This window comes from Ligilactobacillus hohenheimensis (genome assembly GCF_947381805.1).
Classification (GTDB): Bacteria; Bacillota; Bacilli; order Lactobacillales; family Lactobacillaceae; genus Ligilactobacillus; species Ligilactobacillus hohenheimensis.
In genome coordinates, this window is the sequence record NZ_CANCXC010000001.1 from 445,458 (window position 1) to 466,291 (window position 20,834).

23 protein-coding genes are annotated in these 20,834 nt (G+C 49.9%); 4 read left to right on the forward strand and 19 right to left on the reverse strand.

The features are described from left to right. Position 1: 1 nt before the first annotated feature. Entirely contained in the window at positions 2-1,054 is a 1,053-nt protein-coding gene (locus tag QOR60_RS02240; protein ID WP_283581732.1) for an aspartate-semialdehyde dehydrogenase, read from the forward strand. A gap of 54 nt (positions 1,055-1,108) precedes the next feature. Here the strand turns inward: QOR60_RS02240 and xerS are convergent, their stop codons facing one another. The 10 genes from xerS to QOR60_RS02290 all read right to left on the reverse strand — a co-directional run bounded on the left by xerS (position 1,109) and on the right by QOR60_RS02290 (position 12,318). After that, positions 1,109-2,161, reverse strand: coding sequence for a tyrosine recombinase XerS (xerS, locus tag QOR60_RS02245; RefSeq protein WP_283581733.1), 1,053 nt, complete (start codon positions 2,159-2,161; stop codon positions 1,109-1,111). A gap of 294 nt (positions 2,162-2,455) precedes the next feature. Continuing rightward, positions 2,456-3,115 carry a hypothetical protein gene (locus QOR60_RS02250; RefSeq protein ID WP_283581734.1) on the reverse strand — a complete coding sequence of 220 codons (660 nt, stop codon included), beginning with the start codon at positions 3,113-3,115 and terminating at the stop codon, positions 2,456-2,458. A 161-nt stretch (positions 3,116-3,276) separates the two neighbouring features. Continuing rightward, positions 3,277-3,546, reverse strand: a complete 270-nt coding sequence (locus QOR60_RS02255) for a GlsB/YeaQ/YmgE family stress response membrane protein (RefSeq protein WP_283581735.1) — start codon at positions 3,544-3,546, stop codon at positions 3,277-3,279. A gap of 81 nt (positions 3,547-3,627) precedes the next feature. Further along, a complete protein-coding gene (locus tag QOR60_RS02260; protein ID WP_283581736.1) occupies positions 3,628-4,731 on the reverse strand; it encodes an AAA family ATPase in 1,104 nt (367 codons plus the stop codon). Positions 4,732-4,865: 134 nt separating this feature from the next. Further along, positions 4,866-5,330, reverse strand: coding sequence for a Dps family protein (locus QOR60_RS02265; protein ID WP_283581737.1), 465 nt, complete (start codon positions 5,328-5,330; stop codon positions 4,866-4,868). A gap of 161 nt (positions 5,331-5,491) precedes the next feature. Next, positions 5,492-7,405, reverse strand: coding sequence for a hypothetical protein (locus QOR60_RS02270; RefSeq protein WP_283581738.1), 1,914 nt, complete (start codon positions 7,403-7,405; stop codon positions 5,492-5,494). Further along, entirely contained in the window at positions 7,405-8,169 is a 765-nt protein-coding gene (locus QOR60_RS02275) for an ABC transporter ATP-binding protein (protein WP_283581739.1), read from the reverse strand. Before QOR60_RS02275 ends, QOR60_RS02270 begins: the two co-directional genes overlap by 1 nt. 79 nt (positions 8,170-8,248) lie before the next feature. Further along, a complete protein-coding gene (locus tag QOR60_RS02280) occupies positions 8,249-9,235 on the reverse strand; it encodes a sensor histidine kinase (protein WP_283581740.1) in 987 nt (328 codons plus the stop codon). Further along, complete coding sequence (locus QOR60_RS02285) at positions 9,223-9,888, reverse strand: response regulator transcription factor (protein ID WP_283581741.1); 666 nt, start codon at positions 9,886-9,888, stop codon at positions 9,223-9,225. The genes QOR60_RS02280 and QOR60_RS02285 overlap by 13 nt, the downstream gene beginning before the upstream one ends. A gap of 231 nt (positions 9,889-10,119) precedes the next feature. After that, entirely contained in the window at positions 10,120-12,318 is a 2,199-nt protein-coding gene (locus QOR60_RS02290) for an alpha-galactosidase (RefSeq protein ID WP_283581742.1), read from the reverse strand. Between the two features lie 179 nt (positions 12,319-12,497). Here QOR60_RS02290 and QOR60_RS02295 point away from each other — a divergent pair, with 179 nt between their 5' ends. Both QOR60_RS02295 and QOR60_RS02300 read left to right on the forward strand, forming a co-directional pair. After that, complete coding sequence (locus QOR60_RS02295; RefSeq protein WP_283581743.1) at positions 12,498-13,016, forward strand: phosphatidylglycerophosphatase A family protein; 519 nt, start codon at positions 12,498-12,500, stop codon at positions 13,014-13,016. Positions 13,017-13,118: 102 nt separating this feature from the next. Next, positions 13,119-13,772: a hypothetical protein gene (locus QOR60_RS02300; protein WP_283581744.1), complete on the forward strand. Its 654-nt coding sequence runs from the start codon at positions 13,119-13,121 to the stop codon at positions 13,770-13,772. A 69-nt stretch (positions 13,773-13,841) separates the two neighbouring features. Here QOR60_RS02300 and QOR60_RS02305 read toward each other — a convergent pair whose 3' ends face one another. Then, positions 13,842-14,300, reverse strand: coding sequence for an MFS transporter (locus QOR60_RS02305; RefSeq protein WP_326520556.1), 459 nt, complete (start codon positions 14,298-14,300; stop codon positions 13,842-13,844). Positions 14,301-14,511: 211 nt separating this feature from the next. Here QOR60_RS02305 and QOR60_RS02310 point away from each other — a divergent pair, with 211 nt between their 5' ends. Beyond that, entirely contained in the window at positions 14,512-15,021 is a 510-nt protein-coding gene (locus QOR60_RS02310) for a TetR/AcrR family transcriptional regulator (RefSeq protein ID WP_283581745.1), read from the forward strand. 39 nt (positions 15,022-15,060) lie between these two features. On the opposite strand, the gene QOR60_RS02315 is transcribed toward QOR60_RS02310, so the two are convergent. From QOR60_RS02315 to rimM, 8 genes are all read right to left on the reverse strand, one after another. After that, on the reverse strand, positions 15,061-15,558 hold the full coding sequence (locus QOR60_RS02315) for a hypothetical protein (RefSeq protein ID WP_283581746.1): 498 nt from the start codon (positions 15,556-15,558) through the stop codon (positions 15,061-15,063). A 41-nt stretch (positions 15,559-15,599) separates the two neighbouring features. After that, positions 15,600-16,670, reverse strand: a complete 1,071-nt coding sequence (locus QOR60_RS02320) for a Fic family protein (protein ID WP_283581747.1) — start codon at positions 16,668-16,670, stop codon at positions 15,600-15,602. A 610-nt stretch (positions 16,671-17,280) separates the two neighbouring features. After that, on the reverse strand, positions 17,281-17,733 hold the full coding sequence (locus QOR60_RS02325; protein ID WP_283581748.1) for a threonine/serine exporter family protein: 453 nt from the start codon (positions 17,731-17,733) through the stop codon (positions 17,281-17,283). Between the two features lie 12 nt (positions 17,734-17,745). After that, positions 17,746-18,498 carry a threonine/serine exporter family protein gene (locus tag QOR60_RS02330; protein WP_283581749.1) on the reverse strand — a complete coding sequence of 251 codons (753 nt, stop codon included), beginning with the start codon at positions 18,496-18,498 and terminating at the stop codon, positions 17,746-17,748. A 135-nt stretch (positions 18,499-18,633) separates the two neighbouring features. Further along, entirely contained in the window at positions 18,634-18,780 is a 147-nt protein-coding gene (locus tag QOR60_RS02335) for an ATP-binding cassette domain-containing protein (RefSeq protein WP_283581750.1), read from the reverse strand. 327 nt (positions 18,781-19,107) lie between these two features. Further along, positions 19,108-19,458: a 50S ribosomal protein L19 gene (gene rplS / locus QOR60_RS02340; protein WP_283581751.1), complete on the reverse strand. Its 351-nt coding sequence runs from the start codon at positions 19,456-19,458 to the stop codon at positions 19,108-19,110. 94 nt (positions 19,459-19,552) lie between these two features. Continuing rightward, positions 19,553-20,299, reverse strand: a complete 747-nt coding sequence (gene trmD / locus QOR60_RS02345; RefSeq protein ID WP_283581752.1) for a tRNA (guanosine(37)-N1)-methyltransferase TrmD — start codon at positions 20,297-20,299, stop codon at positions 19,553-19,555. Then, positions 20,299-20,811 (reverse strand): ribosome maturation factor RimM, encoded by a 513-nt coding sequence (gene rimM, locus QOR60_RS02350; protein WP_283581753.1) that lies wholly within the window; start codon positions 20,809-20,811, stop codon positions 20,299-20,301. The genes trmD and rimM overlap by 1 nt, the downstream gene beginning before the upstream one ends. Positions 20,812-20,834: the final 23 nt, after the last annotated feature.

Below are 20,834 nucleotides of genomic sequence, written 5' to 3' on the forward strand. Positions count from 1 at the left end.
AATGACACGGAGTTATAACGTTGCAATTTTAGGGGCAACTGGGGCGGTGGGTAACCGCATTATTGAACAATTAGAACAAGCGACAATCCCGGTTAACCACGTTAAGTTACTGGCATCATCCCGGTCTGCAGGGAAGCAGTTAATGGTGAGCAACACCCCGGTTACCGTCGAAGAAGCTACCCCGGATAGCTTTGCGGGGGTTGACCTTGTTTTAGCATCCGCTGGGGGAGCAGTTTCGAAGGCTTTACTACCAGCAGCTGTTAAGCAAGGGGCAGTTTGTGTGGATAATACAAGTGCCTTTCGGATGGCTCCCACGGTTCCGCTGGTTGTTCCGGAGGTTAACCGGGCGAGCTTAAAGAAGCACCACGGCATTATCGCTAATCCCAACTGCTCAACCATCCAAATGGTGGTTGCTTTAGCGCCACTTCAGCAGGCTTTTGGATTAAAGCAGGTGATTGTTTCTACCTATCAAGCGGCATCAGGAGCGGGTCAGCAGGCATTAAACGAGTTATATGCCGAAACGCAACAACACCTTGATCAGCAACCAATGACCGCCAATATTTTCCCCACTAAGGGGGATGCTCAGCACTACCCGTTAGCGTTTAATCTTTTGCCGCAGATTGACGTGTTCGAAGACGACGGCTACTCGCACGAGGAGTGGAAAATGATTCACGAAACTAAAAAGATTATGTGCGGGGAGATGAACGACCCGGCCATTAAGGTTACGGCCACTTGCGTGCGGGTTCCGGTCGCAATCGGTCACGGGGAATCCGTTTATATTGATACGGGCAACCCCACGGTTACGGCAGCCGATCTCCGGCGAGTATTAAGCAAGGCACCAGGAGTTGTCGTGCTGGATGATCCAAGTAACCAGGTCTACCCGCAACCACTAACCGCGGAAGGACACCGGGAAACGTACGTTGGGCGGATTCGGCCTGATAGCGAGAATCCCGGATGCTTTAACATGTGGATTGTTGCAGATAATTTATTGAAGGGCGCGGCCTGGAACACGGTGCAAATCGCTGAGTGTTTAGTAGCCGACCATTTACTTTAAATAATACAAGGACCACCTGAACGTCATCTAGACGATTACGGGTGATCCTTTTGTTTATTTTAACTGTTTCAACGCATCCTTCTGCGCTTCCTGGTTAACGTGGGTGTACAGGTCCGTTGCTGAGGTTCCTTTTTGCCCGAGCTGCTGGGATACAAGCACCTGATCCTTGGTGATGCCGTAAAGCTCAGAAGCGAGGGTGTGCCGCAGCTTGTGGGGGGTAAGCGGGTGGCCAAACGCAGTTGAGTACTTTTTAATCAGCTTTTCAATTGAGTTGTACGTAATCCGCCGCACCGTACCGTGGTACTGCGTCAGGAAGAAGGCGTGCTGGTCTTTTGGTGGGTTGTAGCGATCCTTCCGAATTGCCACGTAGTCCTGGATGTACGGCATGACCCACGGCGCAATCGGGACGGCATCCCGCATCCCACCTTTACGGATGACGTCGAGCATGCCGTCCGTCAGGTGCAGGTCCGCCACGTTAATGTTGGCCGCTTCCGACACCCGGACGCCGGTCCCAAGAATGAGCGCAGCAATACAAATGTCGCGTTCCTTGTTCTTCTTAAACGCCGCCTTAGCGCGCGGATCACAGTCCTTCTCGTACTGGTTTTGCATGTACTCGATGAATTCATATTTTCGTTCGCCGGTGTACATGTGCGTTTCCAGGTTGTGCGCCCGGTAGTTCAGGGTTTCGGTCGCGTTCAGGGAATCCACCTTGAGCATGACGTTTTGGGTAAAGTACGGTTTCCCGTCAACCGTATCGGCCGTCACCGTTAAAAACTTAAAGAGCGACCGCAGCGCGTTAATTGACCGGTTAATCGACGTTGGTGAATTTGGTCGGCCTTGCTTGTTGGTTGAATGTTTCAAATAATCAATGTATAGCATGATATCCGTCCGCCGCAGCTTGGCTAACGTTTCAACGGCAACGGCGGCGTTTTCGGTTGCATCCGTAATTCCAGCTTCCCGTAGCCAGTTAAAGAACCGCCGGAATTCAGTCAGGTACTGGTAAATCGTCGTGACCGAATGATTCGTTTGCAGGTAAAAATCCCGGACGTAATCTGGTAAGTGTTGCAATTCCTTTTTGATTAGCGGTAAGTATCGGTCGTGATCCATGGTTAAAATCCTCCTTAAAGCGATGTCTTGGTTATGGGGGAGTTCGGACTGTTCCGAATGACCTGTTATTAAAATTATAGTTTTAATGACAGAAGTCGTCAAGTTCAGTCAGGGGACTTTTATCCCGCAATGTGCCGGTTTCACGGGATTTCAATGTCATTATTATTAAGCCGCCAACCAGTCATGTTTTTTTAACAGTCCATGTCCTTTTTACACATAACTAGTCAAAACCAACGGGTGCTGAGAGACGCGCTGAGCGGTTGCGTTCGGTCATTAAGATGGAAAGTTGTGTTACTAATCATCAAAACCACGATGCTTTAATTGACGGAATAACCGCCGGTCGGCAACGCCAATTAACCAGCCCTGAAAAACAAGCGCAAAGATGGTTCCAATATTAACCGCCCACAGATGATGCGTGTCCCAGACACATAGGACCGTAATAAGAACTGCTGGAAGATAAACGGCGAGCATTGCCCGGTTGGCGCTTCCTCCAAAAAACCTAAAGCGCACAATCTGCATTAGGTCGTCACACGGGTGCAACATCCAGTTAACGCGCTGATACAGCGAAACACCAGCAGCAATCAGGCCGATTCCACCAAAGTCCAAGAGAACCCGCACAATTATGGGAAGGGTCATCAGGGGTGTTTGCTCAAACCACTTACTCAGCCAGTTAACGAGTGCAGCAAATAAGACCATGAAAACCACGTTTTTAACCGTGCGCCAGCCTTGAATTTTACGGGTAATCAAAATAGTTGCAATTATCAGCGCTGCCCCCCAGTAAACCATAATAAGGCCCAATGAAACGTGCAGGGCGCGGGCGACGTTGACACATGTTGCGGTCCATACCGGGCTTCCTAAGTTAAGGGCGACTGTGAGGGCGTTTCCCCCGGCATTCAGAATAAGGCCGAGAATAAAAAAGAAGACTAACCGGCCATTAAAACGATGCGAACCCATGTGAACCTTCCTTTCGATAGTTTATAAACCGCGTTCTATTATACTCATTTTTACTTGGAATAAGGGGAATTGGCGCGAAAAAAGGTGTCAGCATAAAAAAGAGGCTGTAACCACTAGGATTACCACCTCGTAAAACTATTATTCGAATATTTTAAAATAAACTAATTTCGCGGATCGTTTGGTTCGATAAAGATGCTCCGCAGAATAAGTCCGATTACCACAAACGTAAAGGCCCCGACAATTGCCGGCAACAGATAGAGCGCCCCGTATTGGATTCCCCATTCTCCTAAAAAGACGTCGCCAATCACAGCTCCAATGAGGCCGCACCACAGGAGAAGCTTTCCCCGTAAACGCCGGGAACTTCTGACTAATAATTCAGCAGCTAACCCGATAACTGCTCCCGTGAAAATAATCCAAATGAGTCGTTCCATTCAATCGCCTCCTTATTTGTACTGTGAGTATACCAGGTTTACTAATTAATTGCGACACACAAAATATCTAAAGTAATAACATTAAAACCCCGCATCATCATACGCCCCGTACCACTGCACGAACTCCTTGAATTGTGGCAGTGTAAACGCAACATAACCGTACCCTGCACTTCGAATTATTTGACTAGCAAGGAGTCGTTGCCGGTAATTCGACAGATAATTAGCTGGTTTGTGCGTACGCTCCTGGATTTGTTTCATCTTAACCTTTGCCGTTGGTTCGGCTGCCATTGCCCGGATAAACAGGCGGTCGTGCTCCGAAAGATCTTGGTAGATTTTAGTATATGCGTTGCGGCTTAATCCTAGTTGATATTCGGGAAGCAGCTCTTCAATTAACTGCTCATCAATCACATCCCCCGGTTGGGTATGTTTCCAAATAAGGTAGCCGATTAACTGGAAGGCATACGCATACCCGCGAGTCAACGCTGTAATGCTGTTTAGCACTGTCATGTTCACCTGCCGTTTTCCCTCCTTAAATTTTTGGGCAAACGACTGAATCATTACCGTCGGGTTAAGGGGCTGCAGTTCAATCCGGTGGCTCCGCAGAAGAAACGTTAAAACACTGTTATTCTGCAACTCGGAGATGTTTTCGGGGAGTCCAGTCATGATGAGGGCGACAGGGAGATTTTCACGAATGAGCAATTGGTATAAGCTTGCAAACGTCCGCATTGATTGGGTGGACTTCACTTCATCAATCACAAGCATTACACGCATATGATGGTCAGCAACCTTCCGCAACATGGTCATCAAAAGGGTCTGATACTCGGCGGTTGTCCCCGTCGTTTCCTGGGTAAATGACACCCCAATATGAACAATTTGCATCCCCTGAAGATGGTTAAACGCCCTTTGAAGTGGCGGGGTAACCGCATGGTAAAGCTGAGAAACAAGGGAAGCTAGAATGTCGTCGTTTCCAATGAGGTTAATAACCAGCCAATCATTTTGCTGCAATTGGTTGCAGATGTCAGTGAGAAGCGCTGTTTTCCCCGCCCCCCGAACGCCGTAGATTACGGTTGTTTGAACTGGGGTGTCAAACCCTTCATTGATTTCAGTGACATAGTCCTGAACAATTTGATCGCGGTCCAGAAAAAGTTGCGGCATCCGACCGAAGTTAGGGTTAAACGGATTCATCGCGGTCCCCTCCTCATTCTTTTTTATAACTTTTTATAACTCCAGTTTCATTTTATAACTTTTTATAACTTGAAGCCACTAAAAAGTGGGGGAAGTCTCCCCCACCCTCCTCTATTCATAAGGTTACTATCATTCTATGCCGTTGCGTCCTTACCCAGGTACGCGTTAAGCATCCAGATGTTTTTCTCACACTCACCCTTAAACTCAATCAGCATATCCTGGGTGGTCAGGTCGTGCGCGTCCTCCGTCACGGCAATCGCCGCCGCGTAATCATCGCGCAAAACCTTGAATTGCCGGACTAAGCCGGCAACCATCTGCGTAAGTGGTTCTTGCCCCCACGTCAGTTTATCATCAGGAAGCTTAGTATGCGCCGTAAATTCATGGGTTGTTGACAGTGGCGCCCCGCCGATGATAATAAGCCGTTCCGCTACTTCATCAAGGTGGGTTCCCAACTGGGCAAGGTAGTCATCCATCAACGGATGAAGTTTAAAAAACTGCTCGCCGCGCATGTACCAGTGGTATTGCTGCACGTTAACCCGCAGCTGGCTGATGTCGGCAATAACTTGGTTCAACGCTGTAGTTGTCGCCTGATTTGTCATGGCATCCTCCTTATTCAGACCTAAGGGTAACTGACTGTGATGATAAGATACCATGGCTGTTCCAGAAGGGCCACTAAAAAGCGGGAATTCCCGGGGTTTTAATAAATAACTATGCTTTTTATAAAAATGATAATTATTATCCGTCCACGGAGCACCTGCTTTCACCAATCACTCGTCCCGTTAATCCGGTGATCGTGAATGATTGCGTAGTAGTTCCGTGCCGTTAAGAGGTAGATGAGCGCATACCCAATTCCAATCAATCCGGCGGTTATCAGGCTAACAAGAAGAATCATTTTTCCGTTATAAATCGAAAACAACTTTAACATGCTGCGCATTGCCGGAAAAGCAAAGCACGTGTTCAGGAGTGCGCCAGCAAGTGGCAGAAGGAAAACCGTTAGCACCTGGGTCCGCACAATTCGTTGCGTTTCCCTTGCGCTCAGCCCCAGCTGAAAGAGCGTTTGGAACCGGGCCCGGTCCTGCAGCCCCTCAGCAAGTTGCTTATAGTAAATCAGCATGACCGTCACGGTGATGAAGACGATGCTGACGATGATCCCGATGAAAAGCGCGCCCCCAAACAGGGTTGCTAGGAGCGGTCCCTGCTGGTACTTGGCGGTGTATTCTTCGTTTGTAAGGTGCAACCGTGCCTGCAGGTCATCCGCAAACCGCACCTTATCGCGTTTTTTCCCGTCCGTGTTAAAGAACGTTGTGTACAACCACGGGGTGCGGCTCGTCTGGGCACACTGCTTACGGCTACTTAAAATTACAAATACTGGTTGGTAAATTGCGTGCTGGTAGTCGTAAAACAGCGGGTACCTTTTTAACCGGTGCGTCACCGTAAAGTGGTGTTGGTTAACGGTGAGTGCGGTGAGGTGTAACTGGTTATCAGGACAGTAAACGAGCGCTTGGTTATCCCGAAGCTGGTAATGAGTATGGGTCACCCGGTTATACTCGTCCACCGGAACGAAGGCCACCTGATACCGCGGCTTCGTTGGGGTAAACTGCCCGTTCTTCGTTAAGTTTCCCATAATTGGTGCAGTCATGACGCTTTGCTGGTAATCCGTCACCGCTAAGTGGTGGCGGTGTGCAGTTTGCCTGATTATTTGCCGTTGTGCTGGGGAAAACGGTTTAGCCGTTGCCGTAATGACATCTTCGGGGTTCCACAACCGAATTAAGCTGTGCTCCCCCGCCATTAAACTAACGACCGCAATCATGGAAAGCAGAACGCTGGTGACCATAACACAGATTCCCGCAAGGCTTGCCCCGTTTTGGCGCATGCGTTGGCGGAGCCCGGAAATGATAATGAACCGCCGGCGGTGATAGTACAGTCGCCGGTTATGCTGCAACAGGTTTAACACGAGAATGCTTCCCGCAATGAAACACCCATACATGCCCGCGATTACCAGAACGTTAATCAGCATAAACGTGGGGATGGTGTCCATCCCTGGTTTACTGGTCATCGACAAGTAGTATCCCGTCGCGGTTGCCAAAATGCCGGCAATTCCCCCAAGCCACGGCAGCCGGTTCGTTGGTTGTCCCTTTGATTTACCGGATGGATGATAAAACAGGCGGAACAGAATTAACCCGCCGGAAATAATGATGAAGATTACCCCACACTTTACTAGCGGACCACCCAAGAACGGCGCGTGAAAGTGCGGAATCCCGAGGATGCGGGCGAGCGCCATGAAAACAAAGCGTTCAAAGTTAAGTCCCAGTAAAAGTCCTAGTCCCAGTGCCCCCACCGTAACGCATGTTTGCCGAATTACGATGATCAGCCGTTTGTTAAGCGGGGCCAACCCGAGAAGCGTGTATACCCGGAACTCGTGGGCCTCACTGCGCGCTGTCGTGGAGCTAACGTACACCAAAAAAGCAACCGTGATAATTATCGTCAGTTCAAATGTCAGGTGAAGCAGGGTAACGAGTTGCTTGCCGAAAAGCAGGTGGTGAATGCTTTGGTTAGCGGTCACCGCAAGGATGATGTAGTTAACCGCTACGAGCAGTGCCGTTGCGATTAAATTCGGAACGTAAATTCGGCGGTTGGCGCGCATTCCCCGAAATGCAAGTTTAAGGGCAATCATTAGCTCATTCCCCCTTCCTGCGCGGTGCTGAGGGCTAACTGGGTTTGGATTAACGATGCGGCGTACGCCGTTCGTGGTTGATCCCCGCGGTAAACGTCATTAAACACTACCCCATCCTTAATGAAGAGGGTTCGTTCGGCGTAACTTGCAGCCTCAGCACTGTGGGTGACCATTACGATGGTTTGCTGGTGAGCGTGAACGCCCTGTAACGTGGCTAACAGCGTTTGAGTTGTTTGCGAATCAAGGGCGCCCGTTGGTTCGTCCGCCAAAATAAGGTCAGGGTGCGTAATGAGCGCCCGGGCCACTGCCACTCGTTGTTGCTGCCCGCCCGAGATTTCGCCCGGATACCGTGATAGGAGCGCAGCAATCCCCAGTGATTCGGCCAACTCATCAACCTGCTCCGCGGAGTGTCTATCCGTCTTGTCCGCAAGAATCACGGGTAAAAGAATGTTATCCCTGTTATTTAATTCAGGCAACAGGTTAAAGTGCTGAAAAATAAAGCCAATGTGCTGCCGGCGAAATTTCGCCCGGGCCGCTTCGTTTAGGGTCGTAATGTCATTTCCAGCAAGCGTCACCGTTCCCGCAGTTGCTGGCGTGAGGGTGGCGATGATGTTAAGCAGGGTCGATTTTCCCGCCCCGGATTCCCCCATGATGGCCACAAACGACCCCCGCTCAACGGTCAGGTTAATATCCCGCAGGGCGTGAACCTGGTTCATCCCCCGGCCAAACGTCTCCTTAACGTGGGTTAGTTCTAGAAAAGCCACTTCTAAGTCCTCCTTATTCTTGATAATCCCAGTATATAAAGAACTACTGGCCCGTTTCCTTACAAAACTACCAGTAGCCTTACAATTTGTTATTGTTTAGTTTGTTTGACGCAAACGTAAGGTGGACGGTCGTTCCCTGGTTAACAACCGATGAGACCGTCACCTTAATTCCTAAAACGGCGCATACCTGGTGAACGAGGTACAGGCCCATTCCGGTTGCGTTGGGATTATGGGCACGGCCATTGTGACCGGTAAACCCTTCCTTGAAAATCTGCGGCTGGTCAGCTGCGGGAATGCCGTATCCCTGGTCACTAATCAAAACCGCTTGGTGCTGAACACTAACCGTAATGGTCTTCCCCGGTGAGCTATACTGGGCCGCGTTAAGGAGTAACTGCCGGACCACAAACGTCCACCAGGTGGGATCCGTGAGGACCGTGATTGTCGGGGAAATGTCCAGCCTGACTGCAATATCTTTTCCGGTAAGAACCGGCGCTAACCGGCGGACCGTCCCGGTAATTGATTTTCGGAGGTTTACCTCGGTAAAACCAAGGTCGTTATGAATAAGGCGTAACCGTTCCGCCGTAAGCAGCATTTCAACCTGGTGGTCAACCGCCGTTAGCTGGGTTGTTAGCCGTTGGCGTTGCTGTGGCGGACACTGGCGGGCCTCTAATTTAAGCGCTGTGAGCGGGGTTTTAAGTTCATGAGCCCACAATTCAAGGTATTCGTGACGTTGATCCGTCAACTTCCCGATTTCTAATTCAAGGGCGCGCTTTTCCCGCCTTAACCGTCTTAATTCTTGAAGATAAGGCTGAGCGGACAAGGGAGCCGCAAAATCATAATCATGCCGCCGTAACCGGGAACGAACCTGGGATAGGCGGACTACTCGGACACCACCCCACGCAATAACCACTGGCCAGGAAAACTGGAAAAACAGGATGGCAATTTGGCGGGTTCCAGGAACCAGTTTCGTAAGAATTATAAGAACACCTAGTACTGCCCCGTACCCAAGAATAATTGGCAACAGCGCGGTAACGGTCTGCCCGATAAGATGTTTTAGTCGTTCCACCGGTAGCCCACCCCCCGGACAGTCTCAATCGGCGCGCGTGTCCCGCCGAGAACCGCAACTTTTTTCCGGAGCCGACTAACGTTTGTCGTCAGCGCATCGTCGTTAATGAAAACGTCAGCACTCCACAGCGCACTTACCAGCGTTGACCGCATGACGGGTTCGGGCGCTACCGTGAGCAGGAGCCGCAGAATTATTCCCTCCGTGGGCGTTACGCGAATTGAAGTGGCGCCGCACGTTAGCTGATTAGTAACCGGGTTAAAGGTGTAGGCTCCCCGAATAACTTCATTAGTCGCTGGGTTCTGAAGAAGCAGGTTAATCTTGGCGAGCAGGTAGTCAATGGTCAGCGGCTTTTCGATGAAGTCGCTTGCGCCGGCAGCAATGGCCCTGCTCCCCGCCTCAGCGGTGGTTGCTGCTGTTAGAAAGATAATGGGGACGGTTGGCAATGCCTGGTGAAGTTGGGTGGTCCAATAAAAACCATCATACGTTGGGAGCGTGATGTCCATTGTAATTAGTGCCAGGTTAAACGCAACGGCTTCGGCGGTCACGTTATCCCACGACTGGACCGTTGCCACCGTGTGTTGCCACTTTTTTAGCATGGCAATTAACGGGGTTGTAATTGCTAAATCGTCCTCAACAACAAAAATTCGTGCCATTTTCCAGTTCCTTTTCTCGTACGCCGGCGTATAACCTATTTTTTTCAACAATGCTTTATCGTGAGTATACCAGTTATTGCCCCGTAATTCATTAATAATGAAAGCACTTCCGTACCGACAAATTAAAAACGCATAAAAAACACCCCAAATCTTGGATTTACCCTGTCCAAGATTTGGGGTGCACATCAATTTTAACTGTCCTGGTTTTTAATCTTGGTAACGCGTTACCTACTAATCCCTGGCCTTAAAGTGGTAGGCCTTAGCGGTGTAGTCCTCGTGCACGAGGGGATCATACAGCCCCATCCGCATCAACTCATCGCCACCGTATACCGTATGGGTTGCCAGATCCTCGTACTGCTTCTGCGGGTCGAGGCCAACCAGCTTGGTAACGTGGGCACACGGCTGCCCGCTGGACTGGGTATGGAACGTGTCGACAACCACTTCCCGCTTATCCGGGGAAACAAACATCCAGCCGCACCCGTTTGTTGTGTACGGGCTCCGCAGGCGGTAGAAGTCTCCAAATTGAACAAGTGGCCGAATTGCCTTGTACTCGGCGACCTGTTGCTTGACCTGTTCCTGTTCTTCGGCCGTCAACTTTGTCAGGTCCAACTCGTAACCAAACGTCGCGCTCATGGCTACGGCGCCCCGCGTTGCAAAGGAAACGCTCCGCCCCGTTTGCTGGTTTGGAATAACCGAAACGTGCGCCGTAAAGCCACTGTTCGGGTAGAATAGGGACGTTGCGTACTGAATCTTCTCCCGTTCGTATGCGTCAGTACAGTCACTCGTCCAGGATTGCGGCATGTATGCCAGCATTCCGTAGTCGATCCGGCCACCACCACCGGAACAACCTTCAAACAGGATATCCGGTAGATCCGTCGTAATCCGCTCTAACATGTCGTACAGTCCCAGGACAAAGCGGTGGTAAACCTCCCCTTCCTGGTCAGATGCCAACCCGAGCGAGTAAACATCAGCCAGGTGCCGGTTCATGTCCCACTTCACGTAGTCCACGTCGTTTTCGCGAAGAATCTTTTCCACCTGAGCAACGATGTTATCCCGTACTTCTGGCCGCGTAATGTCCAGGATGTACTGGTTCCGCGAAGGTGATGGCTGCCGGCCCGGAACCTGCATCAGGTAGTCCGGGTGATCTTCGTACAGCTTAGAATCAAACGAAATCATTTCTGGCTCGAACCACAGCCCAAACTTCAACCCCTGTGCGTGGACGTAATCCACGAAGTGCTTAATGCCGTGCGGGAACTTCTTTTGGTCGACGAACCAGTCACCTAAAGAACTGTTATCGTCGTCCCGGTGCCCGAACCAGCCGTCATCCAGCACGAACATCTCAATTCCGAGCTTCTTAGCATCGTCAACGATTGGGGTCAACCGTTCTTCATTAAAGTCCATGAACGTTGCTTCCCAGTTGTTAACCAGGATTGGCCGCTCAAGGTCGCGCCACTTCCCGCGGGCAATCCGCTCCCGCGCAATGTGCTGGAGGGTGTTACTCATTCCGTTCAGCCCGTTTGGCGAGTACGCTACCAGCGCTTCGGGAGTCTGGAAGTCGTCCTCAGGGTTTAACTTCCACGTGAAGTTGTAGTCGTTGATTCCAGCGACCACCCGGGTCTGCTGAATCTGGTCGCGTTCAACCTGCATGGCGTGATTCCCCGAGTAAATTAGGGAAATCCCGTACGCGTCCCCCGTATTTTCCGTCGTGGTCGGGTCGATCAGGGCAATGAAGTTACTCATCTGGTGACTGGTAGTTCCCCGCCGACTTTCGTATGAGTGCACGCCCCGGCTCAGCGGCGTCCGCTCCATCTGCCGTTCCCGGGCGTGGGCTCCTGGCAAACTGATGACCTCAAAGTCCCGTGGGGCAAAGTCTAACTGTAATGACGCTGCTTTTTCCAGGTAAACTGGGGCCTCAGCGTGGTTAATAATCCGGGTTGACCGGGCAATTACCGCCCGCTCCATAAAGATGGAGTACCGGAGTTCGAGCTCCAGGTGGGCAACGTCATCCGTAAGGGTCACCACGAGGGTTTCGACTTCGTCGCCGTCCTCGACGTACGTGCTCGGCAGTCCCTTAAGTGCTGGCTTTCCCGCTTCAATTCGGTAGTCGGAGTACTTAAAGCGCGTTGCCCGTGAACCATTTTCCTGTCGGATAATCACCGCCGGAATTCGGTAGTCGCCGATTCCGTTGGGGGTGTACTCCTGAAGGAGCGAGTCCGGCGAGTACGTCCGGTCAAGGGATCCTGGGAGGTTCCCCGAGAAGCCCCGGTCTGCGTACGGGTATTGGCGCTGGCCGTGGTAGGCCTGAATCCGCTGGCCGTAGTACAGGTGGCTTAGTAAATCGCCCTTTTCAATCTGAAACAGGTATGAAATCTTGTCGTTATGCAGGTGGAAAACCCGCTGTTCCTCATCAAACGTAATCATCTTACTCATGATGACCCCTCCTATTGGTAAGTAAACGCTTTCTTTACGCTTTTATTATACTAAACGTTACTAAAAAATCAAGGCAACATTGTGTAATGTTTACTAAACAAAATTCGTTTGCGAAATGATTGCTTTCCTCCTAAGAACTAAGTAGAATAAAAGACTACGATGAAAGTGAGGTAATTAAAATGACAACTAAAATTTATCCTGACCGGGAAATATGGGAGTACGTTGACCAGGAGTTTGCGAAGCGCGACATTTCGCTCGCAATGATTGCCCAGCACGCCTACGATCACCAGGTTCAATTTAACCCGGACATTACGATTGATGAAGCGCAGATGGCGGTGGGCAAGGTCCTAAAGAAGCGTGAAGTTCTGAACGCCCTGCTGGTTGCCCTCACCCTGGACAACCTAGCAAACGAGCATAAACTACCGGAACCATTACAAACCATTATTGCGGAGGACAACTCCTACTTTGGCGTGGACGAAATGTTAGCGATTAACGGAATTGCCCAGCTGTACGGCTCAATTGCCGTGTCCAACTTTGGTTATTTGGACGTGCATAAATCAAGCACCGCCCGGCGGCTCGATCAGAATCAAAAGAACGGTGGTCGCATCGCTACGATGTTAGATGATTGTATTTCAGCTATTCAGGCGTGTGCGGAGGGCTACCTTGCCCATAATATGGCCCAGGATGACCTTGGATAAAAACATTTTTGTGGGATATTCCTTTCAATTTTGAAGGATTTATGGTAAACTTCTTTAAGTCTTATTTAAGATAATCTTTATTTATTGGGAGGAATTGTTCAGATGGAGAATGATGAACAAAAGCAGACGGAACAAACGGCAACGCCTGAAGCTACAGCTAACAAAAAGCCAAAGAAGTGGCTTATCCCGACAATCATCGGTGCTGTGATTGTGGTTGTGCTGGCGCTGTGCGGTGGCGGTTACTACTACCACTTCACTCACACAATGAAGGACTACATGCCGAATAGTTACGTTACCTTCAAGCAAAAGGATTCAAAGATGACAATGCACATGCTCGGCCAAAAGGAGACCGACAAGACTTCCTTCATGAACGGGAAAACAGGGTTTGTTCTTGCTAAAAACGGGAAGTTCTACGACCTGAAGGACGCAAAGGTTCCTTCAAAGAAGTCCGTTGCCAGCTACATTAAGGGAAAGGACGCCCTTGGAACCTACGAATTTAAAGGAAATGACAAGCTTATTCTTCACTTTAGCCTCAGCAAATTAAAGGAAGAAAACCCAGATCTTAAGGATCTTGAAGGCGACGGCTTAAAGTACAAGGGAAAGACGGTTGATTTCACGTTCTCTGATATGAAGGGAAGTCTCCAGAAGGGACTTGAAGGAAAGTCAAGCATGGAGATTAAGATGTCCATTGATAAGTTAAACGCAACGGGCACCATTCACGGGAACGTTACAAACATGAAGGTTACTCGCCGGTAATCACCAGCTCATTTGAACAAAAAATATGGGGTGTGGTCCATAGAACCGCATCCCTATTTTTATCCCCTACTACTTCACAGCAGGTGTTTCCCTGTGCCAGAGTGGCCGCGTACTCCGCCGCACCCATCCCAGGTTAACCAGGATTAACAGTGCCGTGGAAACGAAGACGCCCGCATAACCAAAGGTGCCTGAAATCGTCGACCCGATCATTGGCCCGAAGATGTTTCCCATAAACTGCGCGGCCTGATTGAAGCTGAAAATCCGCCCGGAGAATTGTGCCGGCGAGTACTTTGTGAGCAGGGTTTGGACCTGCGGGAGAAGCGCTGCGTCGGAGATCCCAACAAGGAACGTCGCCGCAAAGACCAGCCCACTCCACATGTTTAACTGGAAGCGCGTAAAGTTCCCCAGCTGGCGAATGTACAGGGCCATAAAGGGCATAATCAGCTGGAAACCCATGCCAATAATAAAGTTGTTCAACCACAAAACATGAAGGTTATGTTGCCACTCTGGCAACTGACGGTGTTTCATTTAAGCACTCACCCCTTACTTACAATTAATTAGCGTAACTCTAATATGGTACTGATTTTACCGGTACCTGTCAAACTGCGCGGGTTCTAATAGTTCCTTACCAACCCCTCACTTGACAATACTTGTAATTATTAGCGTCCTGTTACATAATGATACAAGTGTATCAAAATATTCTATTTAGTGTACTCAAAAGAAAGATGAGGTTTTTATTATGGCAAGCCGGATTACCCGTACCACCCGCCAGTGGCTCATTGACGCCCTGTTTCAGTTAATGAAACACCAGGATTACACGACAATTACCGTTGAGCAAATTTATACGACCGCGGAGCTTTCCCGTAAGACGTTTTACCGGAAGTTTAAGTCAAAGGATGACGTTCTTAATCAGGCGATTGCTGACTGGCTGAAGGACTTTGAAGCGGCCATGCAAGCGGCAGCGCCCACGGATTGGGAAGCGTTTAGCAGCGCCTTTTTCCTCTACTGGAACGATTACCGGGACGAGTTAACGATATTAGTCCAGCACCACTTACAGGGAATGTTTCTGGCTAACATGACGGCATGCGCCCTCGCCCTTCCGTGGCTGGGTTCCCAATCCGCAACCCGGCAGGCCTTTCTTCTTACGGGATTAGCAGGCGTGCTGGTTGCGTGGTGTACGTCAGAAAACCCAACGAAGAGTTTAAATATTACCGCCCTTCAAGCGGAAGTTGCTGCTTTGATGGCGTAAGAAAGAGGTTGAGACGAAGGTCCCAACCCCTTTTCTTAGCTATTCAGCTGCATCGTCTTGTGCTTTGATCTGTACCTGCACCCGTTTTACGGCCGCTTGGAGGGCCTTGTAGTCCCGAAGTCGCAGATAATATAAACCGTACTGGTTATCTTTCCGCGGAGTCGTGTTTAAAATTAACTCCTTGGGTTGCTTAGTTTCCACGGACAGGAAGGAAATTCCCATCATGTTGGTGAGCGATAACCGGGCTAACTCGTTAAACCGGAGACGAATCGGGCCGTTTTTATGAAACGGGATAAACGTGTTAATGACGATTTCGCGGGCAGTTTCATCAATCATTACAATCGGTCGCCTTAGGCAAAGAACAATTCCCATAAACGGAAAAAGCACCGCTCCCAGTCCAAAGAAAACAACCCCGATAATGGAAATCAGGAAGGACTCATTCATGGCCACTGCTGAAATAGCCGTCATCCCAATTGCCAAAATCTCCATTACAATCCATAAAAGCCACGAGTCGTTGGCCGTGGTGCGCTGTTGCATCAAATCATCCTCTCTATCTAATTAACTATTTTATTCTATCATCAATTAGAGAAGTTATCATCACTAGAACCGACCATATACCTCGTTGCGCGGCCCCGCCCCATCATCCGCAGTTTTCCGGCAGTTAATAACTGATGAACCGCCCGTCGAATAGTCACCGTACTGTACTGGGGAATAAGATTATCAATTTCCCGGAGAGTGAAGGGTTTAAGTTGCTGGTGCATCACCTGGAGAACCAGCTGCGTTACCGGTAACTTATCCTGATGGCTATTGCCAACGCGGTCAATTAACTGCTGGTACGCCTGAATGAGGATGCCAAGGAAATAACTAACAAAGGGCGCATAGTCGTTCTGGTTTTCGTGCCACTGCTGGGAGCTTTGGTAAAGCGCGGCGTAGTATTCGTCCTTTGTTTCGGCGAGCAGTTTTTCTAAGCTAATATACTTTCCAACGGTGAAGTGCGTGCGGTAAAGCGCAAGTAACATTAGTAGCCGTGACATCCGGCCGTTTCCATCCCGAAACGGGTGGATCGAAACGAAATCAAAAATAAACGCTGCTGTTAAGATCAAGGGTGAAAAATCAGTTTGCGTGAGGGCTTCATTATACGTTGCGCACAGCTGGGTAATTAATTGCGGCGTTACTACTGCTTGCGACGGAGTAAACCGAACTTCCCTGGTGCCGTCAGGATACGTAGTGATGATTTGATTATCACTATCCTTAAAATGCCCCCGCCATTCGGCACCCGTATATCCTAGCAACCGTTTATGAAGTGTCAAAATATTAGCTGCATTAATTTCAATGAATTCCGCATTCTCGTGAATTAACGCAAGAACGTCCCGGTAACCGGCAATTTCTGCCTCACTCCGGTTAGCCGGCCGGGTTTTATCCGCCATAATTGCCCTTAACCGGGGAGCAGTTGTTGCAATGCCTTCAATCCGATTAGAGGTATCGGTACTCTGAATTTTAGCGACTGCCACCAACCGATCAAACGTCTCCTTCATGTGGGGATGATAGTTTGCCACGTATCCCCGCAACTCGTAAAGGTGATTTAGTTGGGCGTTCATTTTGGGGGTAATTACTAAATTATTCAACTTGAGATAGTCAAATTCTTTCATCAGCTACTCCTTTCAGTATCATTTCTTCTTAAATGATACCGAATAATCAACATCATTACCATATTTTCAACATCATTTACCGTAAAATGATATTGGAAGACAGCTAGAAATATAAAAATGGGTTACCTCTCCTCGAAGTAACCCATTAGTTTTATTGCTGCTGACGGTGCAATTTACCGGCGCTCCTGCAATTTCCTGTTTACCAGTGTGACTACGTGATGGTTAACCAGCAGAGCGATTCCCCACGCAATAACGTACATCACCACAAAGTTCACCGTGTACCACGTGCAGGCCACCAGCGCGGCGCAGCGGCCACAACCCGGGAAACGGCCCGCATGGTTTGGGCAACGTGTTCATCCCGCTACCCGGGGTTCCCGAAGTGCCGGGACTTGTTGAAAAACAACCTTCATTTTTCTAGTTCCTTTCTAAAAATCTTTTCTTAATAGTAACCGACTTCACCTCCTCGTCACCGTTAGTATCGCATGGTTTGTAACTCAATGGACCCAGCAGGCGATAAGTGGTGTAGTTTCCCCGATAACTGGTCAGGATTTAAAAAGCGCCGCCCCACTAGAAGGAACGCCGCCTAGATTTTCATTTTAAAATCAACGAACTACTTTTTCCGCCAATGAACTACCTTGGAATAGTACTGGGCAAAGATTTCCGCAATCATGAAGCCCACCGCAATGGCTCCCGCAATCATCAGCATGTGCACAAATAATACCTGTGCTTGCAGGATCCGCCCCGCGATGAGCGCCCGCAGTGCTTCTAAGGCAATTTCTCCGGGCACCAGGGGCATTAGTGCCGGAATGGTGAAGATGGTCACGGGCATCTGAAGCCGGTGGGCAAAAACCAACGCAACGATCCCGATGATGATGGTGGCAACCAGGCTTGCCCCAACCGCACTATGACCGGCGTGGCAGTAGTATGCCAGGTATCCCATCCACCCCGCCATTCCGGTAAGCCCCGTCGCAATAAACGCGTTTTTAGGAACGTTCAAACACACGCCAAAGCCCCAACAACTAAGAAAACTAGCAACTAACTGGAGCCATAAACTGCTATTCATCGCAACCACCTCCTAGAAAAATCGGAAAGCCAGGGCAATGCCCGTGCCCAATGCCGCCGCACAGAACAGGGCCTCAAGCCCATGCGCAACGCTTGTCAGCAGATGGCCCGCCAGTAAATCACGGAACGCGTTGGTAATGGCAACCCCCGGAACCAACGCCATCACTGCCCCAATTACAACGTTCCCAGCACTTGGAACCAGGTGAAGAGCCAGTGCTTCCTGCGCAATCAACCCAATCACAAACGTTGCGAGCAGTTGGCTAAAGAAGCTAATCCGTAACACCCGGTCGACCGTCGAATTAACCACGTATCCGGTACAACCCGCTACCGCTGCGCACAGCATCGTACTAACATGGTATCCCGGAATGCAGATGGGAATCATCATGGCACTGATTACGGCCACCGCAAGGAGCTGAAAGATTAGCGGATACCGGTGCACCTCGTGGTCGACCTCTTCCAGACGTGAATGAAGCTCTTCGAGGGTCAGCCGGTGGGCCGCAAACTGCCGGGAAAGCCGGTTGACTTCGTGCACCTTCCGTAGGTTAGTCACGCGGTCAAAGATGGCCCGTTGCTGCATGGCCTGGTTATGCTGGTTGCTCACAAAGATTCCGGTGGGTAAGGTAAACACAATCTCATCGTCTACCCCAGCACTTCGGGCGATGTGTTGGACGGTATCCTCAACGCGGTACGTTTCCGAACCACTGGAAATCATGATTTTCCCGGCCAGCAGACAGGTATCCTGTAAGAGTTTTGCGTTTGTTGTCATCGCTTTCCATCCTCCACGCTTAAACTTCCTGCGATAATCATACGCCCTCTCTTCCCAAATAAAAACCATTATTCCTTGTGTTCGTACTATTAACAACCAGTCGATGAATACCTAGTTAATGCAAACCGCTCGCGGTTAAGCAAGGGGTTCGGCTCCAAGAACGCGGCAACTCCCACTATCGGGCTGCAAAATACCCGTCATCAACTTAATTGTGGTTGACTTCCCCGCCCCGTTTAGCTCGATATACCCCATAATTTGCCCAGTGGGAACCGTAAAACTCATGTCATGGAGCGCTTCATGCCGTTCGTATTGGGGATGGATGAGGGTTTGCTAGAAATGTTGGGAACGGCGTTTGCGTGGGTACGTCTTGGTAACGTGTGACAGTTCAATTGCAGTTGTCATTAATGCCTCCAAAATAATAATCCTGGGAGTAATTCAATCGCCTTCATGACACTTAATAAAGACCCTATATTCAATGAAATAGTTGGGGATAACGTGAACATAATAGCCTGTTTTGTTAATATCGTTAGTAATTTACGAACTATAGCGCTATAAAAAAACTCCTGACTATTACTAGCCAAGAGCTCTTTTGTAGCATGATCGTTATTCTTACTTCCGGCGCCGTTCTGGAATCCGGGCAGCCTTTCCGTGAAGTTCACGCAGGTAGTACAGCTTAGCCCGCCGAACACGACCACGGCGAACAACTTCAATCTTGTCAACCCGTGGTGAGTGAACCGGGAACGTCCGTTCAACCCCGATTCCACTACTCATCTTCCGGACGGTGTACGTTTCGCTGATGCCTTCACCGTGCCGCTTGATAACAACCCCTTCAAAGACCTGGATCCGTTCACGAGAACCTTCAACGATCCGGGCGTAAACCCGCACCGTGTCCCCTGCACGGAAATCTGGGATGTCATCACGTAACTGTGACTCCGTAATCTTCTTGATTAATGGATTCATAAAAAATCTTCCTTTCACCGTCATTCTTGTCCAATTCGCCGACAGCGGAATGCCGTTAATGTGTGGCAATAGCCAGTAACTAATATACCACGTCCTACTCGTCCTGACAATTCATTTCTTCCTTGATTTCCCGTAAAAGATGACGTTCCTCCGAGGAAAGCGCATAGTTTTCCAGTAAATCGGGCCGTCGCTCAAGGGTGCGCCGCAAAGCTTCCTTCGTCCGCCAGCGGGCAATCCGCTGGTGGTCGCCACTAAGCAGAACGTCCGGCACCTTTAACCCGCGAAAATCGGCTGGGCGGGTGTACTGGGGATACTCCAAAAGTCCGGTCGAGAAGGAATCGTCCATGGCAGACGAATCGTTTCCCAAAACATCGGGAAGAAGCCGCACCGTGGCATCAATCATCACCATGGCACCGAGCTCCCCCCCAGTCAGGACGTAATCCCCCAGTGAGATTTCGTCCGTCACGCGGGTGCGAATCCGTTCATCGTAGCCCTCGTAATGCCCGCAAATAAAGGTGAGGTGCTGTTCATGGGCTAATTCTTCGGCAACGTGCTGGTCAAACCGGCGTCCAGCTGGGTCCAGAAGGATGACCTTCCCGGGAGTTAGCGCTTTTTGTTGGACCGCATCAAGCGCATCAAAAATTGGCTGCGCCTGCAGCAACATCCCCGCACCGCCACCGTAGGAATAATCGTCGACATGGTTTTGCCGGTCGGTTGTATAGTCCCGGAAATTAGTAACTTCAATGTCCAGAATCCCCTTCTCAACCGCCTTGCCAACAATTGATTCGGTGAGGGGCCCGGTAAACATTTCGGGAAACAAACTCAGAATATCAATCCGCATTATTCAAGCCCCTCCAGTAAATCAATAATCACCCGGTGGTTTTCAAGGTCAACGCGTTTAACAACGTCCTTGATGGCGGGTAAAAGAAGGTCGTCCTGCCCGTCGCGTTTAACAACCCACACGTCATTAGCCCCAGGCGTCATGATTTCCGTAATCTTCCCCAGTACGCGCCCTTCCTGGGTTTCAACCTGAAGCCCCACAATGTCGCGATAATAGTAATTGCCCTCCGCAAGGTCATCCTGTTGGGCGGCGGTTACCTTGAGATCGCCGCCCTTAAGCTGTTCGGCGAGGTTCATGTCAGTGATTTCCGCAAACGTCAGGAGATCGAATTGCTTGTGCTTCCGGTGCCCGGTAACCGTTAATTGCCGGGGAACCTGTCCCGGAACAAAGACGGTGAGGGTTGCTCCCGGGGCAAACCGTTCTTCCGGGAAATCGGTTGTCGCCAGCACCCGGACCTCTCCGCGGGTTCCGTGGGTATTTACAATTTGTCCAACCTGGTAATAAGCTTCCATTTATGGTTTCCTCCGTACGATAA